The organism is Sphingomonas phyllosphaerae (assembly GCF_029623345.1).
GTDB classification, from domain to species: domain Bacteria; phylum Pseudomonadota; class Alphaproteobacteria; order Sphingomonadales; family Sphingomonadaceae; genus Sphingomonas; species Sphingomonas phyllosphaerae_C.
This window is the reverse complement of record NZ_JAPYKH010000015.1, coordinates 76,889-94,720: the sequence shown is the minus strand read 5'-3', so window position 1 is coordinate 94,720 and position 17,832 is coordinate 76,889. Positions and strand designations below refer to the sequence as shown.

At 61.4% G+C, this 17,832-nt stretch carries 11 protein-coding genes; 2 read left to right on the top strand and 9 right to left on the bottom strand.

Annotated features, from left to right (window positions below; genetic code table 11):
* Positions 1 to 385: 385 nt before the first annotated feature.
* Together QBJ89_RS14515 and QBJ89_RS14510 are read right to left on the bottom strand one after the other, a co-directional pair.
* Positions 386 to 1,102: an IS6 family transposase gene (locus tag QBJ89_RS14515; protein ID WP_277981190.1), complete on the bottom strand. Its 717-nt coding sequence runs from the start codon at positions 1,100 to 1,102 to the stop codon at positions 386 to 388.
* A gap of 495 nt (positions 1,103 to 1,597) precedes the next feature.
* On the bottom strand, positions 1,598 to 2,527 hold the full coding sequence (locus QBJ89_RS14510; RefSeq protein ID WP_277981189.1) for a hypothetical protein: 930 nt from the start codon (positions 2,525 to 2,527) through the stop codon (positions 1,598 to 1,600).
* A 1,146-nt stretch (positions 2,528 to 3,673) separates the two neighbouring features.
* Here QBJ89_RS14510 and QBJ89_RS14505 point away from each other — a divergent pair.
* Together QBJ89_RS14505 and QBJ89_RS14500 are read left to right on the top strand one after the other, a co-directional pair.
* Positions 3,674 to 5,029: a PIN domain-containing protein gene (locus tag QBJ89_RS14505; RefSeq protein ID WP_277981188.1), complete on the top strand. Its 1,356-nt coding sequence runs from the start codon at positions 3,674 to 3,676 to the stop codon at positions 5,027 to 5,029.
* Positions 5,030 to 5,353: 324 nt separating this feature from the next.
* Complete coding sequence (locus tag QBJ89_RS14500) at positions 5,354 to 5,572, top strand: hypothetical protein (RefSeq protein WP_277981187.1); 219 nt, start codon at positions 5,354 to 5,356, stop codon at positions 5,570 to 5,572.
* Between the two features lie 390 nt (positions 5,573 to 5,962).
* Here the strand turns inward: QBJ89_RS14500 and QBJ89_RS14495 are convergent, their stop codons facing one another.
* The 7 genes from QBJ89_RS14495 to QBJ89_RS14465 all read right to left on the bottom strand — a co-directional run bounded on the left by QBJ89_RS14495 (position 5,963) and on the right by QBJ89_RS14465 (position 17,422).
* Positions 5,963 to 7,003, bottom strand: coding sequence for a hypothetical protein (locus QBJ89_RS14495; RefSeq protein WP_277981186.1), 1,041 nt, complete (start codon positions 7,001 to 7,003; stop codon positions 5,963 to 5,965).
* A gap of 22 nt (positions 7,004 to 7,025) precedes the next feature.
* Positions 7,026 to 8,900 carry a hypothetical protein gene (locus QBJ89_RS14490; protein WP_277981185.1) on the bottom strand — a complete coding sequence of 625 codons (1,875 nt, stop codon included), beginning with the start codon at positions 8,898 to 8,900 and terminating at the stop codon, positions 7,026 to 7,028.
* Entirely contained in the window at positions 8,897 to 9,763 is an 867-nt protein-coding gene (locus QBJ89_RS14485) for a hypothetical protein (protein ID WP_277981184.1), read from the bottom strand. The genes QBJ89_RS14490 and QBJ89_RS14485 overlap by 4 nt, the downstream gene beginning before the upstream one ends.
* Positions 9,764 to 10,286: 523 nt before the next feature.
* A complete protein-coding gene (locus QBJ89_RS14480; RefSeq protein WP_277981183.1) occupies positions 10,287 to 11,879 on the bottom strand; it encodes a hypothetical protein in 1,593 nt (530 codons plus the stop codon).
* Positions 11,880 to 12,454: 575 nt separating this feature from the next.
* The gene (locus tag QBJ89_RS14475) at positions 12,455 to 12,964 is read right to left on the bottom strand and encodes a hypothetical protein (protein ID WP_277981182.1); all 510 of its coding nucleotides are present in this window, start codon (positions 12,962 to 12,964) and stop codon (positions 12,455 to 12,457) included.
* Positions 12,965 to 13,367: 403 nt separating this feature from the next.
* The gene (locus tag QBJ89_RS14470) at positions 13,368 to 14,861 is read right to left on the bottom strand and encodes a hypothetical protein (RefSeq protein ID WP_277981181.1); all 1,494 of its coding nucleotides are present in this window, start codon (positions 14,859 to 14,861) and stop codon (positions 13,368 to 13,370) included.
* Entirely contained in the window at positions 14,858 to 17,422 is a 2,565-nt protein-coding gene (locus tag QBJ89_RS14465) for an SIR2 family protein (protein WP_277981180.1), read from the bottom strand. The genes QBJ89_RS14470 and QBJ89_RS14465 overlap by 4 nt, the downstream gene beginning before the upstream one ends.
* Between the last annotated feature and the right edge of the window lie 410 nt (positions 17,423 to 17,832).

Here is a 17,832-nt window from a genome sequence, read left to right as displayed (position 1 = left end):
CTGCCTCTCGTTCATGCTCCTGATCGAGCCCGCCTCCTCAAGCACTCCGGTGACGAGGTGACCTCGCGCACGCGGAGCCTGGAGGAACAGCTTAGCTGAACCAGGCGGACGGGAGCGGTCGACGATCCTCGCCCGGGGCGCTTGAGCCGCAGGTCCGCTGCCAACGGGATCCTGGCCTCAGCCGGACATGATCTCCCTGATCTGCCGGTCGATCTCGGCCAACTCCATCTGGTCCGACTCATACAGCCGTATCTCGGCGGTTCCCGCGATCCGGCATCGTATCAGCAGGGCGTGACGGCTGTTCCCGAGATCCGTCACGCGGGTGCTGTCAGTCTAATGCGAACTCGTCTCCACACGATGCGCCTCGCCGCCGGCTCGCGTCGGATCAGCTGGCGAGCGCCCGCCACTCTGCAAGCGCCGCGGAGCGTCGTTGCTTGTAGGTCTGGCGATCGACGAGATGGCGTTCGTGGTTGAAGTGGTTGTGGACGTTGGCGTGAACCGAGGCGAACTTCTGTAACGTTCGCATATGCCGAAACCGCAGCATCGCCCGCTCTCGTCGCCTGAACGGCAGGTGCGAGTTCTCGACCCGGTTATTGGCCCAGCGACCCACCTCCTGCTTCCCTCGGTTGCCGAGCTCGCTCAGAGCAGCACCGTAGGAGCGCAGACCGTCGGTGGTGATCGCCTCAGGCGAGCCGTGACGCTTCAGCGCCTTCTTCATGAAGGCGAGCGCTGCTTTCTTGTCGCGCGTTCGAGTGACATAGCTCTCGAGGAGCTCACCCTCGTGGTCGACGGCGCGCCACAGGTAGACCATCTCGCCGTTCAGCTTCACGTACATTTCGTCCAGGTGCCAGCGCCAATGACGAAAGCCGCGCATGTGGCTCACTCGCTGGCGCCGCACCTCGCCCGCGAACAGCGGACCGAACCTGTTCCACCACAGCCTCACCGTCTCATGGCAGATGTCGATCCCACGCTCGAACAGCAGATCTTCCACGTTCCGCAGCGACAGCGGGAAGCGCACGTACATCAGCACCACCAGCCGGATCACCTCCGGCGACGAGTTGAAGTAGCGGAAGGGCGAGGCTGGCTTGCGCGGGCGGGGCATGGCCCTCCCCTACCCCGCCGGCTGCCGCAGGTGCATTAGCTTTGACAGAGCCAGAAGGAGGGTTCCCCAGCCTAAACAGGATGCTGCGCAAGGGCACAGCCGCGAGCGGGAACGCCCTCAACGGGCGCGGTGTCGAGGGCAGGTTTTAGCGCTTGCCGCCCTCTCCCCCTCGTGCCGAGGACCCACAATCGGTCATTGGGCGGTCGTTTCGCACTCCCCAACTTCGGACGCCCATTCAGCTTCACCCGACACTCCGTCGCGCGATGGTGGACATTGGCGAGAAGTGGGACTTTCCTGCCGTTCACCCGGTGGGTCGGGGCTGACCGCTGCTATCGAAAAGGCGACCTTACGCATAAGTGCGCCAGACGGCCTTGCCGATGATTGACCTTTTATACTACAAAGGTATTAGGCACCACTTTGATTATTTTGCGCCCCTTTATGCTCGAGATCATCACAAGGCAGATTTCCGGCTAAGGGCAACGGGGATTGATATCGCTAGTCCCGAGCGATCTTTACGCTCAAAATCTCTTTAGCGCGCTCTTCCATGGTTTTCTTGATTGACTCGGAAAAGTCAGACCACGAATCTGGATGGTAAATCTTCGCTAGCCTCTTTTTTTCCTTACGCCTTTCTTGCGCCGAAGCGTTAAATGCAACACCGAGCACGTCAAGCTCGCTTACTTTCATCCGGTGCTGAGCAATCTCGTCCGCAGAGATTTCATGACTACCCATCAGAGCCGTTGACACTGCTGCTGGATGTTTCACACTCAGAGTGAATTTGTGCCGAACTTTGAAACGGGTTGAGATCCTCTCTCCCATCTGATCGATCCAGGACAGAGTTTTTTCTCTGCTATGATATTTAAGATCTGCGTCCCCGATGAAGCACTCAACAAAGACGTCAGATAAAAATTCGCCTAATGGCGCCCCTTTGGCGACAGCTAGATTTCCCTTCGCGGCTAACACCTCGTCGATTGCCATGCCGGTAAAGCCGGCTTCACCATATGAGAAAACCGCAGAGGCTTCTCTCCAAGTTGACAATTTGGCACATTGCTCGACCAGCTCCCTCGCTCCTGATGAGCCTTCCATCTTTGACTGGAATAGCATGGACTTTTCCGATTTCCATCCACCGCGATCCACAATCAATTCAAAGACGCCGTCGGCTCCAAGTATCTTCTCGGTCGCCCTTGGACCGCGCCCTCGAAATTTATGATATCTTAGTGACCACGACCAAATACCTGGGGGATCGCCCTCGGGCACCGAAACTTGGCGGCCGGTTGTTGTCAGATTTGCGCCCAGATGTCCGGTGGCCACGTCCTCATCTTCATCAAACGAGTCAAATTCCTCAGTAGTCTTGTCGACTCTCCTCGTAAGTCTTTCTCGAATGTCCTGCCTCACCTCATCAGGAATGTAGAATCTCGTTCTTGCCATTTGATGGGTCCATTCGTGAGGTACGCTATCAAGCTCGCCCCGGTTTAGCTCCGCTTTATCTTCTCACAAGTGGATTGCACAGCTCACGCGGCTAGCTCGGTCGAATCGGGATAAGCTGCAACCCGATTCAATCGGTTGGCTCCTGACGGGGAGCACTTGCGAGCCGCTCGCAAGTGAGAGCTATCTTCTCGTCGGAGTGGACGTTTACACCCTAACCGCGGAACGGCTTTAATTAGTCGGGAGCTGCCCCGCCGCCCTCCTACCTGGGCGGAACCCAGAAGCCGTCACTCCCGGCGCTCTGGCCGGCTCCCAGCTTCGGACGCCCATTTATCTCCGCAGCCGACACGCTTGACGCGCCGCAAAACCGCTCGCCTGATCGGATCTAGGCCGGGTAGCCGACGCCCAACTCTCGCAAAAGCCGGCTACTGCCTAAACTATCGCCGAGCGACGCGGCGCGTAACAACGAACCCAATCGCGGCAACAGCCAAGCACGTGAAGGCGACTGCAAGCACCACCGCGGCCATCAGTAGGTCTGAGCAGGGATCAAGATCGGGGTGAAGGCGGTGGGACGGATTACAGCCCCAGAAAAGCGCGAAGAGGACCCACACTCCCGCCGTGCAAAACACTAGCAGGCCAGCAATGAGTCCGCAGGCCACGCCAATGACATAAGACCAAAGGATTGATGCCGCCTTCATCCCAGCAGTATGGCGTGATCGGCCGAGTCCGCAACAGGGAGGCAGTTCGACCTCAAACGCCCATGATCTGAGAAATGCGGCCTCGCCTCTTTTAAACGGCTTGCGATTCCCTCGCCTCTCGTGTCGAGGACCCACAAGTGGACATTCACGCCGGCTCGCAAACGCCTCAGCTGCGGCCATTCGATCATGCGGGCCGAAGCGTTGATAAAATTCCGTGCCGTTTTCGCCGACCGTGGCATTGCTAAAGCTGACCCGAACCCGAGCATAGCGCTTCATGGTTCCCCGACGGTTCTACCTCCTCGTTAGGCGCCCCATGGAGTCCTCACGGGGATCCGACACCCTTGCGCTCCGCCTTGTTTTTAGAGCTGCTGGAGCGCCCGGGCGGACTGCCTTGCCGCAGCTGATGGACGGGCATCTTGTTCAACGGCCTCACCACCCTCAGGTAAGGGCGATGCACAAGGTCCTCTACCTCGACACCAACAGCTTCCTGCAGTTGCGCGACCTGAAGGACCTCGCTTGGACTGAGCTGATACCCGGCGTGAAGGCCGTAGATCTCGTCGTAGCTCGGGCTGTGATAGATGAACTGGACAAGCACAAAGTAGGAACCAATCAGCGCCGACGTGATCGGTCCCGAGCTGCGCTACGGCTCATCGACGCCGCCTCCGAGGCCGAGTCCCGCTCGATCGTGCTGCGCGAGGCACCCGTACGAGTGGTCCTCTCAATCGCTCCGCGCCGGCGGGTCGATTACGAATCGCTCGGGCTAGATGCCGCTGAGCCGGATGACCGGCTTGTTGGTGCGGCCGCCACGCACGAAGGTGCCGAGATCATGTCGCACGACAGCGGCCCAAGGGTTACCGCCCGCGACTTAAGCATCCTCGCGCACTCGCCTCCCGAAGGGTGGTTGCTCCCACCCGAGCGGTCGGACGATCAGCGCAAGCTTGCGGAGGCGGAGCGGCGCATAAAGCAGCTACAGGATGCCAAGGCCGACGTAAGAATCGAGGTGCTCGGCGCCGAGGACGACGGAAAGGTGGTTGCGCGACGGCTGATCCCTCCTCCGCTACCACCTGCCGTTGCTAACCGGCTGACCGCCCGGTTGATTCGGCTGCATCCGCCTGTCGACTTGCCCTCAGCTGGAACCGGACTCAACGCCCAACTTAGGTTGGCTGGCGGGCAGGCGTTTGGTGAGCCGACGATCCGCCGCTACTACGAGGATCGGAACCAGTGGGAGCTTGAGGTTCAGCGCTGGACGTCGATCCTCGATAGGCACGTCGCGCGTCGTACGTCGGAGGTTAAGGTCCGCTTTGGTCTCGACAATGTGGGCGCGTCCTCCGCTGAAAACTTGATTGTAGAACTAGAGACGGACGAGGAGCTTTCGCTTCTGGCCGACGACGAGGACGCGGACGGGCTACTCGGCAGTCTTACGCCTCCTTCGCCGCCGGAGCCGCCAAAGGTCAGGCCCTCTTTCGACATCACCGATGTCGGCCTCAGCCTCGCTCAGCCGGTTCCGCGCAGGGATCCCACGGCCATGAGTTGGATTGATCGTCCCCGTTTCGGTGCAAGCCGCGCCTCTTATGGCTGCGAGGATTTTCGGCCGGGCAGGAAGTACGAGGACGTCGCACTCGCGTTTCGGTCTACAGAGGCAGGCGGCGGCTTGGTCAGAATTGAGGCTAGCGCCAACCACATGCCCGCGAGGGCCGTCGAGGTTCAAATCAGATTTGAGGACGCCAGCGTTGAGTGGACCGACGAGCGCGTCCTCGCCGCGCTTCCGCCGGACGTGGCTGAAGCCGTACGGGCCGAGTTCTCCTAAGCAGAATTCAATTCCGCACCGAAGTCACGGGGCGAACCTCGAACCTGACAAGCGACCCAGTTGCGGCCATTGCGACCTGTTTCTGCGGTTTCCAACTTCCGACATCCATTCATGTCCAGGTGGACGTCAATTGATGCGTGCAGACAGCCTCGTCGGCGCCGTTCAGTCGATGCCAATCTGGTGAGAAGGGCGGCGCGCTATTTTTGCGCGCGACCGAAAATTGCGAGAGGTCAGATCCGGGTGAGAGCCGCAGCCAAGCCTTGAATCGACGCGCTCACGCGCCTACCTCGTGCTCACGCGGGTTTGACCCGCAACAGGCTCACCATGAGTGGTGCAGCCCTTGGCTGGGAACTGATCGTCCATCACGTCGCCGTCCACGCCTGCTTTCACATCGCCCTCAGGTTCGTCCTGAAGATCGGAGGAGGGCTTATGGATAAGGTGATTAACATGGTAAAATCGATGAAGCTGGTGTCGGGTAAACTGGTTTGCGAGCTCAAAGAACTTTCTTTTCTGGCGCTGGTAACAGCGGCTGCAACGATATGAAGGCCCCGGCATCGCCCGGGGTCTTCTGCGTTCGCTCCTCTGCAATAGGCGGTGGGCAGCTGGCGTGACCCAATCCCGGCCATTCGACCGTGCCTCCCGCCGTCCCGAAAGCGGTCGCTCGTTCATCTGTCGGACGGGTAGGCGACGACGTCCGGGAGCGGAGGAGCGAGTAGGACGCAAACCATCCAATAAGACGCGTGCCCAGAGCCGATCGCCCGTTCGGGTGCGAGTCCGACTTACCGGCCGGCCTTGAGCCCGGAGAGGCACCATCCGCCTGCTTCCAAACGCGAACTCGGATTAGCCTTGTAGCACGCCTCGAGAACATGGACCTTGGATGGTCTCTCGGCTCCGGCGGTTCCCGATCGATCAAGAGCCGCGAGCGCGTCACTCCTAGGGACAAAGACCTTCGAGTTTCAGCGGCGCGAGGCCCTGGAAGTGCCGCCAGAGCACGACCGGGCGCAACATCAGATGACAGCGCCGTTGGTATGCGCTGGGCTTGTATTTGCGATATGCCGCCATCTGGCGACCGAGCCGTGCGGAAACCGAGGAGACGCGGGTCTCGAAAGCCTCGTTTGCCGCACGGCTCTCGGAATTTCTAATCCGCACGTTGACGAGCGCCTCCTCGACCGTCCCGTCGCCCGGGGGCACCTTAGCGATGGTCTTCGCCCAGTATCGCTGCAGCCAACGTGATGCCAACTGGCGCTGGATATCCGCGTCACGCAAGCCGATGCGGCTGAAGGTCCGGAACACGAGCCAGTCACGTGCCGCCAGTTTCGGATTTGCGTATTGCGCGCAGCTGGTTTTCTCGTCGCGATGGTGGAACGGTTCACCCAGGAGGTCCGCGGTGAACTGCTGCGACGAGCATTGGCCGGCGGCACGCAGCTCGTCGTAGCGCACGTAGTGGCGAAGGTAGCGAGCCGGATCGAGGGTCCGGCGAAGCGCGCCCTGGAAACGCAGAGGAACGAGACCACGGCCGATTACCCGATCGATGAAGTCTTGAAGCTCAGTGAGATCGGCGTGAAATAGACCTACGCCGCCTGTGGCGTAGCTCATAAAGTGCTTGCCGCGATTACCCGCCGACAGAGTCCGCCAGCCTTTGCCGGCTGGATCGGATGGCAGTCCGGCGGGATCGGAAATACCCCATTGGGCGATACCCATCGTGAGCGCGAGCAGGCCGATGGCACCGCTTCCATACGCCGTATCAAGGGTCTGTCCGGAAGACATGCGCCGCAGTAGGGCTTGCGGGATCGCCTCCCCGGGCGCGTCGTCGTCAGCCGAAGTCGTCCAATCCCCCTCACGCAGCAGATCGGCGAAGAGATCGTCGGGAAGCGCTGGTGCGGGAGCATTCAGCGCGAGCAGCGGGCTCCCCGCTCCCACAGCCATCGCCGCCAGGACAGAGACGGTGACGTTTCGACGCGACCACGTGTTCATCGTTGCACCCCGCTCGTTGCGATCAGCGTCGCCTCACGGTCAATTGGCGCGCAGAAGCGACACGCATCTTCTCCGGACATGGAACGTCGCTTCTGCCCGCCGCCCGAAACATGGACCAGCCGGAGAAGAAGGAGGGATCGTAGATCGACCAGCAGACGCCGTCGCACGAACTCGACGACTCGAGCATGAGCCAATCGTCGTTCGCACCGTCGAGCTTCAGCGCCGCGCCATACAGCATCACGTGGTGGACGCTGCTGGAGTTCAAGTTGATGGCATCGCCGGGCTGGAGATAGTCCGTGCTCGGCAGGTGTCGCTTGCACAGGAGGTCACTTTCGAAATTTTTAATCGAGTCCGTACTCAATCGGGCGTGTCCATCGCCGTGCCAGGCGAGCTGGACCAGACCGGAGCAGTCGATGCCGAGGTCGCCATCGAACTTGTCGGCGAGGTTGCCGGGCAGATCGACAGCGCGCTGTTTGACTCTCGCCAAAGACTGGCCAAGCTGAGCCGGCGTCAGCGTGGATAGCCGCTTCCATTCGGTGATGCTGTCGGTCTGTGCGTAGGGGACGCCGGCCCGCCTGAAGCTCGTCGGGGAAAGCCTGATACCGCGAATCGGGACGAAATGAGGGGCTTGGTGCCCCGATGGGCAGCCAGCAATGACGCGACACTCTATGGGCAGATCCTTGGTGATGACGTAGAAATCGAGGTCGACGGCGTCAGTCACGGCGGCGAAGATGCTGGCTGCAGTCAAGCCGGATAACGGGGCGGGATCGGCTGTATCGAACGCCTGGACCGCCGGAGCATCCTGACTAACCGGCGCGAGGTCGGCGTTCGAACGCGCGGCGATATCGTTGTCGGTCCGGTCACACACTTGCAAGCGATATTGAGTTTTGCCGACCAGGGTCCCGCAGGAAAAAACCTGAAAGATTGAGGTGTTGCCGGCGGCCGGCTGCTTCCCCATCACTAGAATCTCACCCGTCGAGAGCACCGCCACCGGCTTCAGGCCGAGCTTGCCTTTAATCGTCGCGGGATCGAACCGGAGTTCCGCCTTAGGTTTTCCGGTTGATACATCGAACGCTATGATCCGCTGCGTGATTGAGATCGTCCCGTCGGCCGTTTCCGCGCCCTCGGCAGTCTGGACGTAGCGCTCGCCGCCGGCCGGCTCGAGCTCTCTTGCGCTGATCATGCGCGTCTTGGTGTCGCTCGGCGTGCGTACGATCAACGCATTGGCGGGGGCAAGTGCTGCGGCGGTGTTGGTAAGGATGATGGTCCGGTTTGGATTGCTCTTCCCTCGAATGGCCCGTTCGAGCGCTGCACTATAGACCCGCGCCGGCGCCGACACGGCTCCGCACTGGAATGCCGCGGACGGGTTCCAGTCCTGCGTGTCGACGATCGCGCCGGCGGCCGCTAGGCGTGGACCCGCGATCGACGTGATCGTCCGAGCGAGCTGCAGGTTGGTCGTTCTGAGATCGGCGACCCTCACGCGGTAGCCTGCGGATCCGGGAGTGGGGACCGACTCGATGGTCACCGCATCTCTTGATGCATGCAGGCGCCACGGCCGAAAATCGACGGGAAGCGCGCACGCGCCGAGGGGTTGGATACGGTCGCGCAGCAGAGGAGCCAGCGCGTTCGCATCCTGCACGTCGTAGAAGCGAATGGCGGAAAGCAGCGGGTCGACGATCCCGATCACGTCTCCGGTCGATGCCGCATCGCGGGACAGCCGGAAGAGATGACTGGGCCCTGCGCCGTCCGAGTAGAGCCGGATGGTGTCGAAGCCGGGATGAGATGATGTCGGTTCGGGAGCCTGTTGTGCGCGAGCGGCGCAGACCGGCAGGAGTGCGGCTGAGAAGATCATGAGACTCGGCGCGATGCCAAGAGCCCACTTGCGCCGCACGGTCACAGTGACCTGGTTCGCGCAGGCGTTGCAGAAGCCGCCTTCGGCAGTCTGTAGACCGCCTTCTGCCCCACTAGCGCGCCGCCGTAGCAGACGATCTTCTGATCCGCCGGTGTGAGCGTTAGCTCTGGAATGGGGCTGAAGTTCCGGATCTGATCGATTGACTTCGTTTGGGCAGGCTCCGGAAGCGACGGGGCCTCGGATTTCCAGTAGGCGACCGCGTCTTCGGCGCTGATCCCGCAGAACTGCCGCAGAGCGACTGCCGCCGCAATACCTGAGGCGTGATATCCATTCCAGCAATGCACGAAGACGGGGCGGTGATCGGGGCCAGTGATCTGGTCGTGCAAGATCCGGAGAAACTCGCGGCGGTCGGAGCCCGGCGATTGTGGTCGTAGCCCTCGATAGCTGAGCACGTTCGATCCTCTGTCCCGCGCGCAATTCACCGTCTCATGCAGCGCTCGATTGCCATACGCGAAGAACGCATCGGCGAAGCCTTCCTTACAGAGGTTCTGGAGCGCCCGTGCCTGCAGGGGTCCCTGACGGCGCTTCTGGTCGGCGAGCCGGAAGTCGCCGTACGCGTTGTTGGCACCGCCGCGATAGAGAATGCCGCGCAGCACAACGCGGAAGTTGCGCGTGCCTGCGACGCCCGCGAATCCGGTCCCGCGGTCGTCCATGATCGAGTCGAAGGGCGTGGACAGGCCGGCATAGCGCCGGGAGTACGCATCGACCGATGTCGAGAGGCCGGGTGAAGCAGTTGCAGCCTCCTGCGCAGGCGCCCTTGCCGCAAGCGGCAAGCCGACGACGGCAGCGCCCGAGATTAGGGCGAATGCGGCGCAAATCAGGAAGGCTCGTTCAGCCGGCTTCATCACGATGGCGATCCCCTCGCCTATGACTCGAAAATACTACTACGATGTCCGTTGTTGATCAAGCTCAACCGCTTTCGAAACGGCCGTATTTTTAATGTGGGGACGCAGAAAGTCGAACCGACGGGTGCCGATCTCGCTGCCATTTTCAGTGAGATTGATCGCGACGCTCGGACTACTTCGACCAACGAACCCGTCACTCAGACGCCCCTCCCAGTCTCCCAACTCCGGACGCTCGTTCAGCTCGCCAAAGGAGCGTTCCGGACGTTCGCGCCGCCGTCGGGCTGGCCTGATTGGCAGGAAAGCGGACACCTCGCTGTCGCTCAGTAGCCCGCAGGATCCACCCCAATCATTCATCTCGGCGCTCAGGCAGCAGAAATTTCGCGCAACTATCTGCCTGTTCGAGTGTATGAGGAGAACAGATTTACGGCTCTGGAGCAGTCGACGCAGCTAATACTGCGCTCGAGTCGAGTTCCTGCTGCGGCGAGATCGACCGCATCCAGAAATCAAGCTGTCGCCGCTGCTCGCCTCATTTGACGAGCAGGCTAGAGCATGAGGCGCTGGCGGATGCCTTGGCCTGAGCCGCAGCAAGCCCAGTGGACGCGAGGTCGCCGGTTGAAGCGGCATCGATGTAGGCCTTCTCGAAAGAAGCTGCGTCCGCAAACGTTGTCTGACTTGCTCCGGTTGTCGACCACGGCATGAAATAGCCCGACGCAGCGCTGACCACGCGCTCGCGTTCATCCGACTTGAACTCCTGACCGGTGACCACACCCGCCTTATTCTTGCGCTCGGCGCCTGCGGCCGCCTGATACTCTGCGCGGTAGACCCGTATGGCGTCGCGAGCCTCGCGATCGGCTGCGTCGAGGCGACGCTGAAGCTCCATCGTGGTCACGGCGCAGCCGGTCATGTCGACCTTGGCGAAATCCGAAGCGTAGCGAGAGGAGTATAAGTCCAGACGATTGGTCACCGTGGCCCACTTTAGCAACAGACTATCTCGCCAGTCTGTTGACCGCCCGTCTTCCAACACCCCAACCAAACGCTCCGTGACCTTATCTAAAGGCGCAGCCTTCGCATCCGAAGCCGCTTGCAGCGCATCACGGAACGTCGACCATTCCTTTTGCACGTAGAACTCAGGCTTGGTGCCGTCAGGATAGCGTCTGACATTTAGGACCATGTAGAGGTCGTCCCTTACCTCCTGGTAGGCGCCGTCGGCGCCAGATGCGGCAGACTTTCGATATAGCCGACCTGTGTTGTGGTCGAGGCGGAGCGCGCCCCACCCCATATCGACATCACGCTTCTGCATTCGACGAATCACATAGCGCCCAGGAGCGAAAGTCGCTTGCATGGCACGGGTGTCCTCGCCGCCGGCAGACAGCACAAACCGATACTCGAGTAGCTTGTCGTCCTGGCTGCCCGACAAGAGGCTTTCGCCTAGGTCAAATAAGATGTCCTTCGCCTCGCCAGGGCCTGGCAGCGCCTGCTGGCCGAAGCGAGCAAGCGTTTTCAAAAGTGAGGACACTGGCCCGGCCTGAGCATCGACCTCCATGACGACGAGCTGGATACCGATCGAACCCCCGCCGTAGGCTGTGCGCGCCCGAAGCGGAATGTTGGAAAAGTTCATAGCCTGGTGCCGCTGAACATCGTCGCCAAAGTAGACAAGCTTTAGTTCGACGTCGCTCGGATCATCGGCCTTTCCCGCAAACTCTCCAGATTCAAGAAAGCGTTTGGCCGCTGCGTCTCCGGCTTCTGATGCGAACTCAAAAACGTTGGCAAGTACGGCGATTTCAGCCGTTTTCCCAAATTGCCTGCCCAACACCTTACCCTCGAGAATGTTATCACCTATAACCGCTTGCTCAATCTCGATGGAATAGATCTGGCCATTCTTGAGCGCGTCCCAACCAGTAGTCTTATCGGGCATGTACCGGCGTACCACCCTTGAAGGCAGAAGCGGATCGCATGGTTTTGCTTGATCGTCTGCGCAGCGATTGCCCGCGATCGGCACCATTGTCGCATTGCTAATCGCAGCCGGATTATCCGCCACACGATAGTCGACCTGTCCAGTGTCAACGTGGCTGCAAGCAGCGATGGTCGCAACGGCAGCCAGCAAAGCTAAACACTTCATCCGATCTCCCCCAAGGCTCGGCACGCGGCATACTAGCTCTAACCTTCTGGATGGCGAGTGCGTTCGATGTCAAGCGTCGATTCTTACGAATTATCGTCGCGAATGCGGCGATTAAGCCTCTGCCACTTCAGCCCCTAGCCTTCAGGTCTCGCCGATAATCCGCAACCGGCTGTTCGGTTGCAATTCGTTGACCCGGCTCCGATCCTTCACTCATTCGAGCGCATGGCAGTCTTGCTCGCACGTAAGCTGCTCGGCATGAATAACTGCTAAGTCAAGTAGGTGCTCAGTCGATAAGCTCTGTGCCGTCACCGACTTCCATGGTTGGCCTGTTCTTTGACTGGTCGTTCCGCCTTCAGCAGCGTTAGTCAGCCAGAAGCCCTCCAGGGACGCGCGGCCTTTTGCTGCAGGGATCTGAGCAGCTGAAAGGGCGTGCCGCTGGGTGCGAACCAGCTCGCCGTTGCGAGGTGGCGGCGGCTACCGAGCAGTCGCTGGATCAGCACCAGTGACGGTAGCGGCGATATGAAAAGCATGCGGCCGGTCGCGGTATGCGGCCGGTCTCCCCGGTTCGAGCCGTCTTAAGGCGTGGCGGGGATCGGATTTGGGCAGTTCCGCGACCTCGCCTGATTGTAGACAGGGTCACGCTTGATGCTCACGGTGCAGGCGTACTGGTACTGAGTGCAGTTGAATGGGCCACATGTGGAGCGGCTCTGCTCGCTGCTTGCCACCACCTGGAAGTTGACCGGAGCTGTGTAGCGGCCCTTCAGAGTCTCTTGGAACTCCGCGCAGTAGCGCTCGGGAGACCCGCCGCCACCCCGCCAATCAGACTGCCCGCGCTCGATCGTTTCGGTGCGCCAAGTCTCGACACCATTTTCCGGAATGCGACAGAGCCGGTCGGCGTTGCCCCCGCAATTGACGAATCCACGTCGCGCAACGTCGAGCGCCTGAAGACGGCTGGGGTGATCGGTAGCCTGCTCGTCGCGCAGTCTGTTCAGAAGCGCCTCGGCGGACTCGAACTGCTCCCCCTGCTTAGCCAGCGCGCAGCCGGCGAACTCGTCCGCGTCCGCTTCGCGCGTAACCACGGCCACGTTGATGCGGCTAGGGCCGAAATCGCGGTTCAGCAGGTGGCCGATCTCGTGCCCGAACAGCGCGATTGCCTGCCCCCGATCCTCACCGATGACCTGCCGCGTCGCTCACGGGTTGAAGCTGAACGAAGGTCTGGTTTCAGGCAAGTGGCTCCTGCCTCTGAACGGCTTGAGTTTGGGCGTGTGCGGCCCCCTGCCCGCTCGTGCCGAGGACCCAGGTGCGGACGCTCACAGCCGCTCGCCCGCTTCTCGAAAGCGGACGTCCATTCAGGCGCCCGGCCGAAACTGGGCCGTGGCCGGAATGGCGGATTTCGGATCGCTGGACGCGAAAAGCAGACCCCGGGCCTCGCGGCGCCATACGACCCAACGCCGGTGACGCAAACGGTAAGATGGTCATCGCATCTTATTATACGAAATAACGAAAGGACGTTTCCTCCGGATCTTGTTCGCCGTACTCATTAAGGATGCCGCCGACGCGTCGCGCGAACGAGAGGGTCACGGGCCACTTACCGCGCACGTCCGCCGTGTTCCAATTCATGCGGGTCAGGTGAAAAATGTCCGTCGCTGCGATAATCGGATCCTCTGGCCCCATCGCCTTAATTTCGAATGGCTGGGGCACATGCGGGCCGGGGTAAGTCTCGATCTCTGGGATAAGGCCGGAAGTGTATAGGAAGGTACGCGCGCCATTCACGCTGCAAACTGTGCCCACCTGAGGCGGGTAGAGACCGAAGCGCACAAGCCTGAAGGCACTGGGCACCATAGTGGCGAGCGTGACGATTGGGATGTCGGCGAGGGCCGCGTTGAAGCCGGCCGTCTCGGCAGCGTCGAAGTGACTGGTCTTGTGGATAACCAGCCTTAGCGGCGCACGGCCAGTGCGAAGCGCGTACTCATCCACAATCCTCTGCCCCAAGTCAAACGCCTGCTCCTCCGACAGATGTACGTTTAGGCGCTGACCGGGCGCGACGGGGACGCCCGTGCCGCGAATAGCGAACCCCTCGCCCTCGCTGGAGAATGCTTGGGCGAGGCTGGACTGAACAACGTGACGCTGCTTGGTCCGGAAGTGGTGGAAACTGATGCCCACGAAGCAGCTATCCGGACCCGGTGGCGTCAATCGCCAAGGGATCCCTCCCGCCTTGTAGTAGATACCAACGGAAAAATTCCACGCGCGCGTCGCCGGGTCCTCGCTCTTGGCGCTGTCGTGGACCAGACGGGTAGTGACGATCTGAGCCGGCAGCCTAGCGGCAAGCGCCCGCGCCTTGAGCGCTTGGCGCAGGTCGCGCTTTAGGAGGTCGTCCGCGCCTTCCTCGACGTCGTCCAAGAGATCGAAAAAGTCTCCCTGCCGGTTCGCGCGCGCATTTCGGATCGCTTTGGCGCGTTCCCGCTCCTCGGCCGTCGATTGCCGCTCGACCGTGCGACACCTCTCAACCACCGCGTCGGGTAGGCAGAGGAGCACAACATCGGGACGGTTAGCGTCGCGTCGGGCCAGCCGCTCCATAGCCTCGCCATAAAGATCGACGACCGCCTGGAACCGTTCAAACTCGTCAGCACGTGCCAGAGCGAGCTGTAGCGGATCAGGATTTCCCTCCAAATGGATCGCCATGGATGGAGAATGGACCAATCGCTTGCGGTAGACGGCCGAAAACGGTGGGAATGGCCTGCGCAAGGCTGTGGCGGCGAGCGTGGGGATGCCGGCGGCGACACGATCCAGCCACGCCCGCGTCGCATCGGCAAGGTCGGGAGGTCCGATAATGCCCAGGCCGATCGAGTCCTTTCGCGCTGCGCCGAACCGCAGGTCAAAAGGACCAGCCGCCTCCAGCCCGGCCTTAGGATCCGAAGTGCTTGCGGCACCGCCGAACTGGAGCGGCGGTGAGCGGAGTTCGAGGAGACTGAGCTTAGTCACCTAGTGGGCTCTCCGTCGTCATCGGCGACGTCTGCGTCAAATTCCTCCTGCTCGGCGAGGTGCGCGAGCTCACCTTCAAGTTCGACCATGTCCGCGTCTAGGGCCGCCTCGTCCGGATCGAAGTCGTCGAATGCGGCCGAATTGAGCGTCGCGCCGGCGAGCTGGTCGGAGAGCAGGAGATTGGGGGCGAACGGCTCAAGGTCGGAACCGACGTCTGGGATCAGCGAAAAGATGCCGCTTGCCCCCTCTGTCAGCATCGCAAGCCAGAACGTCAGGTCGTTGTGGACGTTGGCGTTGAAGTCCTTCGCCGCCCGTCGCGTCGACAGGCTGTTGATCTTTTCGCTCCCGATAAGCTTTCCGAAACCGTTACGAGTGAACGCGTAGCCGGGAATTAGCACGACACACCACTCGTCCCCTGCTGGCAGGATCGAAATCGAGACAGCCTTGTGCTCAAAGTAGAGGACATCCTCGCTGTCGCGGCGCGTTCGGACCTTCACAACGGTCCGCGTCGCCCGCTTATACTTGGCTTGGTATGTAACCCGGCGCTCATCTCCGTCTTCTAAGCGCGGGAAGTGCGCGCGTTTACGGCGGTGATCCACCTGCATGCCGAGCGCTTTGCAGTGGCCAAGCACTGCCTCCTGAAGAAGGTAGATGGCGATGTTGGTCCCGTTGGGGAGGTCGAGTAACTCGTCGAATGCCATCGCCTCGACGTCGCCGGGGTCGAACGGGATCGGAAAGTCGTCAGCCAATCCGTCAAGGTCGTAGAGCGTGTAGAAGCGCCCGTCCTGGACGAGCCCCGGTGGAACAAGGCCTTCGTCCGCACTTCGGTATAAGGCACGGTTGTTTGCCGCCGCGGTCCCGGCGTGCCAAACCTTTGCAGGGAGCGACACAACTGGCAGGAGGTTGGTGGTAAACCGGGAGGCATACGTTTCATCCGCGATGGCAGTGTTTGTGATCTCGTCAACTGCCTCGGGGCGCGCGTTCACGCTCACGGAAAACCACTCGTTGCCCTTGTCGGGTCCGAAGTTTACGTCGCCGTTGTTGTTGATGGTCTCGCGCCACATGTCTGAGAGCCCAGACCCTGTGTGGTCCATGTGGCCTCCGCCGTAGAATAAGTCTGCGATGACCGGGTTTCGATAGCCCTTGATGTTCCGGCGTCCGCTCTTGATCAACTTCTCGAGGCCCTCGCCGGAGATCTGGGCAGCTACGGCAGCGATCAGCCCTCCCGGACTTAGCGTCTCAATCCGCGCCGGGGTGACGAGGATCTCAACAAGCGCGTCGGTCTCGTAGTCGCGGTGGACGAGCGCGTTAACCGCCATCTCTTTGAGCGCGAGGGGACTGTAGGAGCGGACCTGGCGCGAAACCTCCTGCTTCAGGCGGAATTGGCGGTTGACGGACGATAGCAGCTCGGTGATCTGGTCCAATTGCGACCAGAGATTGCCGCTGACCTCGCTAAGCAAGGCGGCGTCCTCGCCCACGCCGGTGAGCTCAACGTCTTCGCCAAAACATTCCTTCAGCCACCGCACGGGCCCTTCTACCCTCAAGCTGATTCGGGCCGAGGGCAATGCGTGCGAGGGGTCGCGCGAAAATAGGAGCAGGCCGGCGGCCGTCGGCACCACCGCGCCTTCATTCGGCTGCGCGATCAGGTGAAATGACTTTGCAGTCTCTACCGTCCAGTCGCGGTCGTATGCGTCGGGCGCCCAGCTGCCCAGCACGCCCATGTACCCGACCAGTCGTGTGAACAGTAAAACAAGATCGATGTCGTTCAAGGATCTTTCAGTCACCGGACGCATGTCGAACGGCACCTCGGAGGAGGCCACCACCGCCGGGCGGTCGTCGCGCGGGCGCCTCTCTGCCGCGAGTGGCTTCCACAGCTCGGTCTCCATAAGTTCGTCGAAGTTGCGGATCGGAACCTTGCTGAAGTTGCCGCCGATGCGCATAGACAACTCCGCGACCATGGGCGGGAGCGGGAGTTCGGCCTCGCGTTCCAGCAAGCACCAGTAAACGCCGTTCTGGAAGCTGTTCGCGTAGTCCACGTTGTCGAGAAACAGGCCCCTCGTGATGGAGGGCTCCGCGCCTCGATAGCCGACGACTATGATCGGGTGGTCGCGCAGCATCGGCCGTAGCCTTTCTACCACGCTTGGATCGAGCGTCTGCACGTCAGCATCTAGATTTTTGTCGGTCAGGTGCTCCACGGATCCGTGCAGGTAGAGCAGTTGCGGGTAGGCAGGAGCCGATGAGAACCGAACGAGGTCGGACGGCGTCTTGACCGTGACGAGGTGGTGAGGCCTCGCTACGAGCTCCCGCGCTCGCTGAAGACATTCGTCAAAGTTCGTGGTCAGCAACGTCCTAATGTGGCCTGCGTGCAGGATGTTCGCGAGCGCCCGATAACCGGGACCAGGACCGACGGCCGGGTTGATCATATCCTCCAAAAATTCGCGACGGTCGCTCGCTACGTTGAGCAGGCTCTTGACCGCTGTGGGATAGAGGTCGGCGAGTGCCGCGTCCGGTGTGAACCATGGCAGCTTAGTCAGCCACGGCCTGTAGTCGGCGGGCCGCACGCTGGGATCGTTAGGCGACCGCCCGTTGTCTAAGCACCATCGCCACCTCGCCATGCGCTCAACGGCGGGCCCAGCCGCGGGAACACCAGACGAGACGGAGGCCCCGGCACCGATCAGCAGGATCGGATCGGGCTGTTTGATCAAGAGGGAACGCAACCTGCCCGGCACTGCCAGCGCTTCCGTGTTCACGCTAGCCCTCACCCGATCCGCCTCTCACCTTCCTCGCGAAAGAACGAAATTGGAACAGGGGCACGGGGCGGTCAACCCGCTTTCAGCGAGGCTAAAGTCCGTCGAGTTATCGTTGGTGTCGGCGCGATCCGCCGGACCGGCCGTTTTCCGCGCAAGCCGGCCGGACAAGCAGGCCTGAACGAGCGGCGGCTTTCAAGATCGAAGAAAAGCGCAGCGCGAGC

Bases quoted from the DNA above. Each gene is read 5' to 3' on its own strand.
- QBJ89_RS14505 (WP_277981188.1), top strand. From the start codon at position 3,674: ATGCACAAGGTCCTCTACCTCGACACCAACAGCTTCCTGCAGTTGCGC.
- QBJ89_RS14500 (WP_277981187.1), top strand. From the start codon at position 5,354: ATGAGTGGTGCAGCCCTTGGCTGGGAACTGATCGTCCATCACGTCGCC.
- QBJ89_RS14480 (WP_277981183.1), bottom strand. From the start codon at position 11,879: ATGAAGTGTTTAGCTTTGCTGGCTGCCGTTGCGACCATCGCTGCTTGC.
- QBJ89_RS14510 (WP_277981189.1), bottom strand. From the start codon at position 2,527: ATGGCAAGAACGAGATTCTACATTCCTGATGAGGTGAGGCAGGACATT.
- QBJ89_RS14495 (WP_277981186.1), bottom strand. From the start codon at position 7,003: ATGAACACGTGGTCGCGTCGAAACGTCACCGTCTCTGTCCTGGCGGCG.
- QBJ89_RS14515 (WP_277981190.1), bottom strand. From the start codon at position 1,102: ATGCCCCGCCCGCGCAAGCCAGCCTCGCCCTTCCGCTACTTCAACTCG.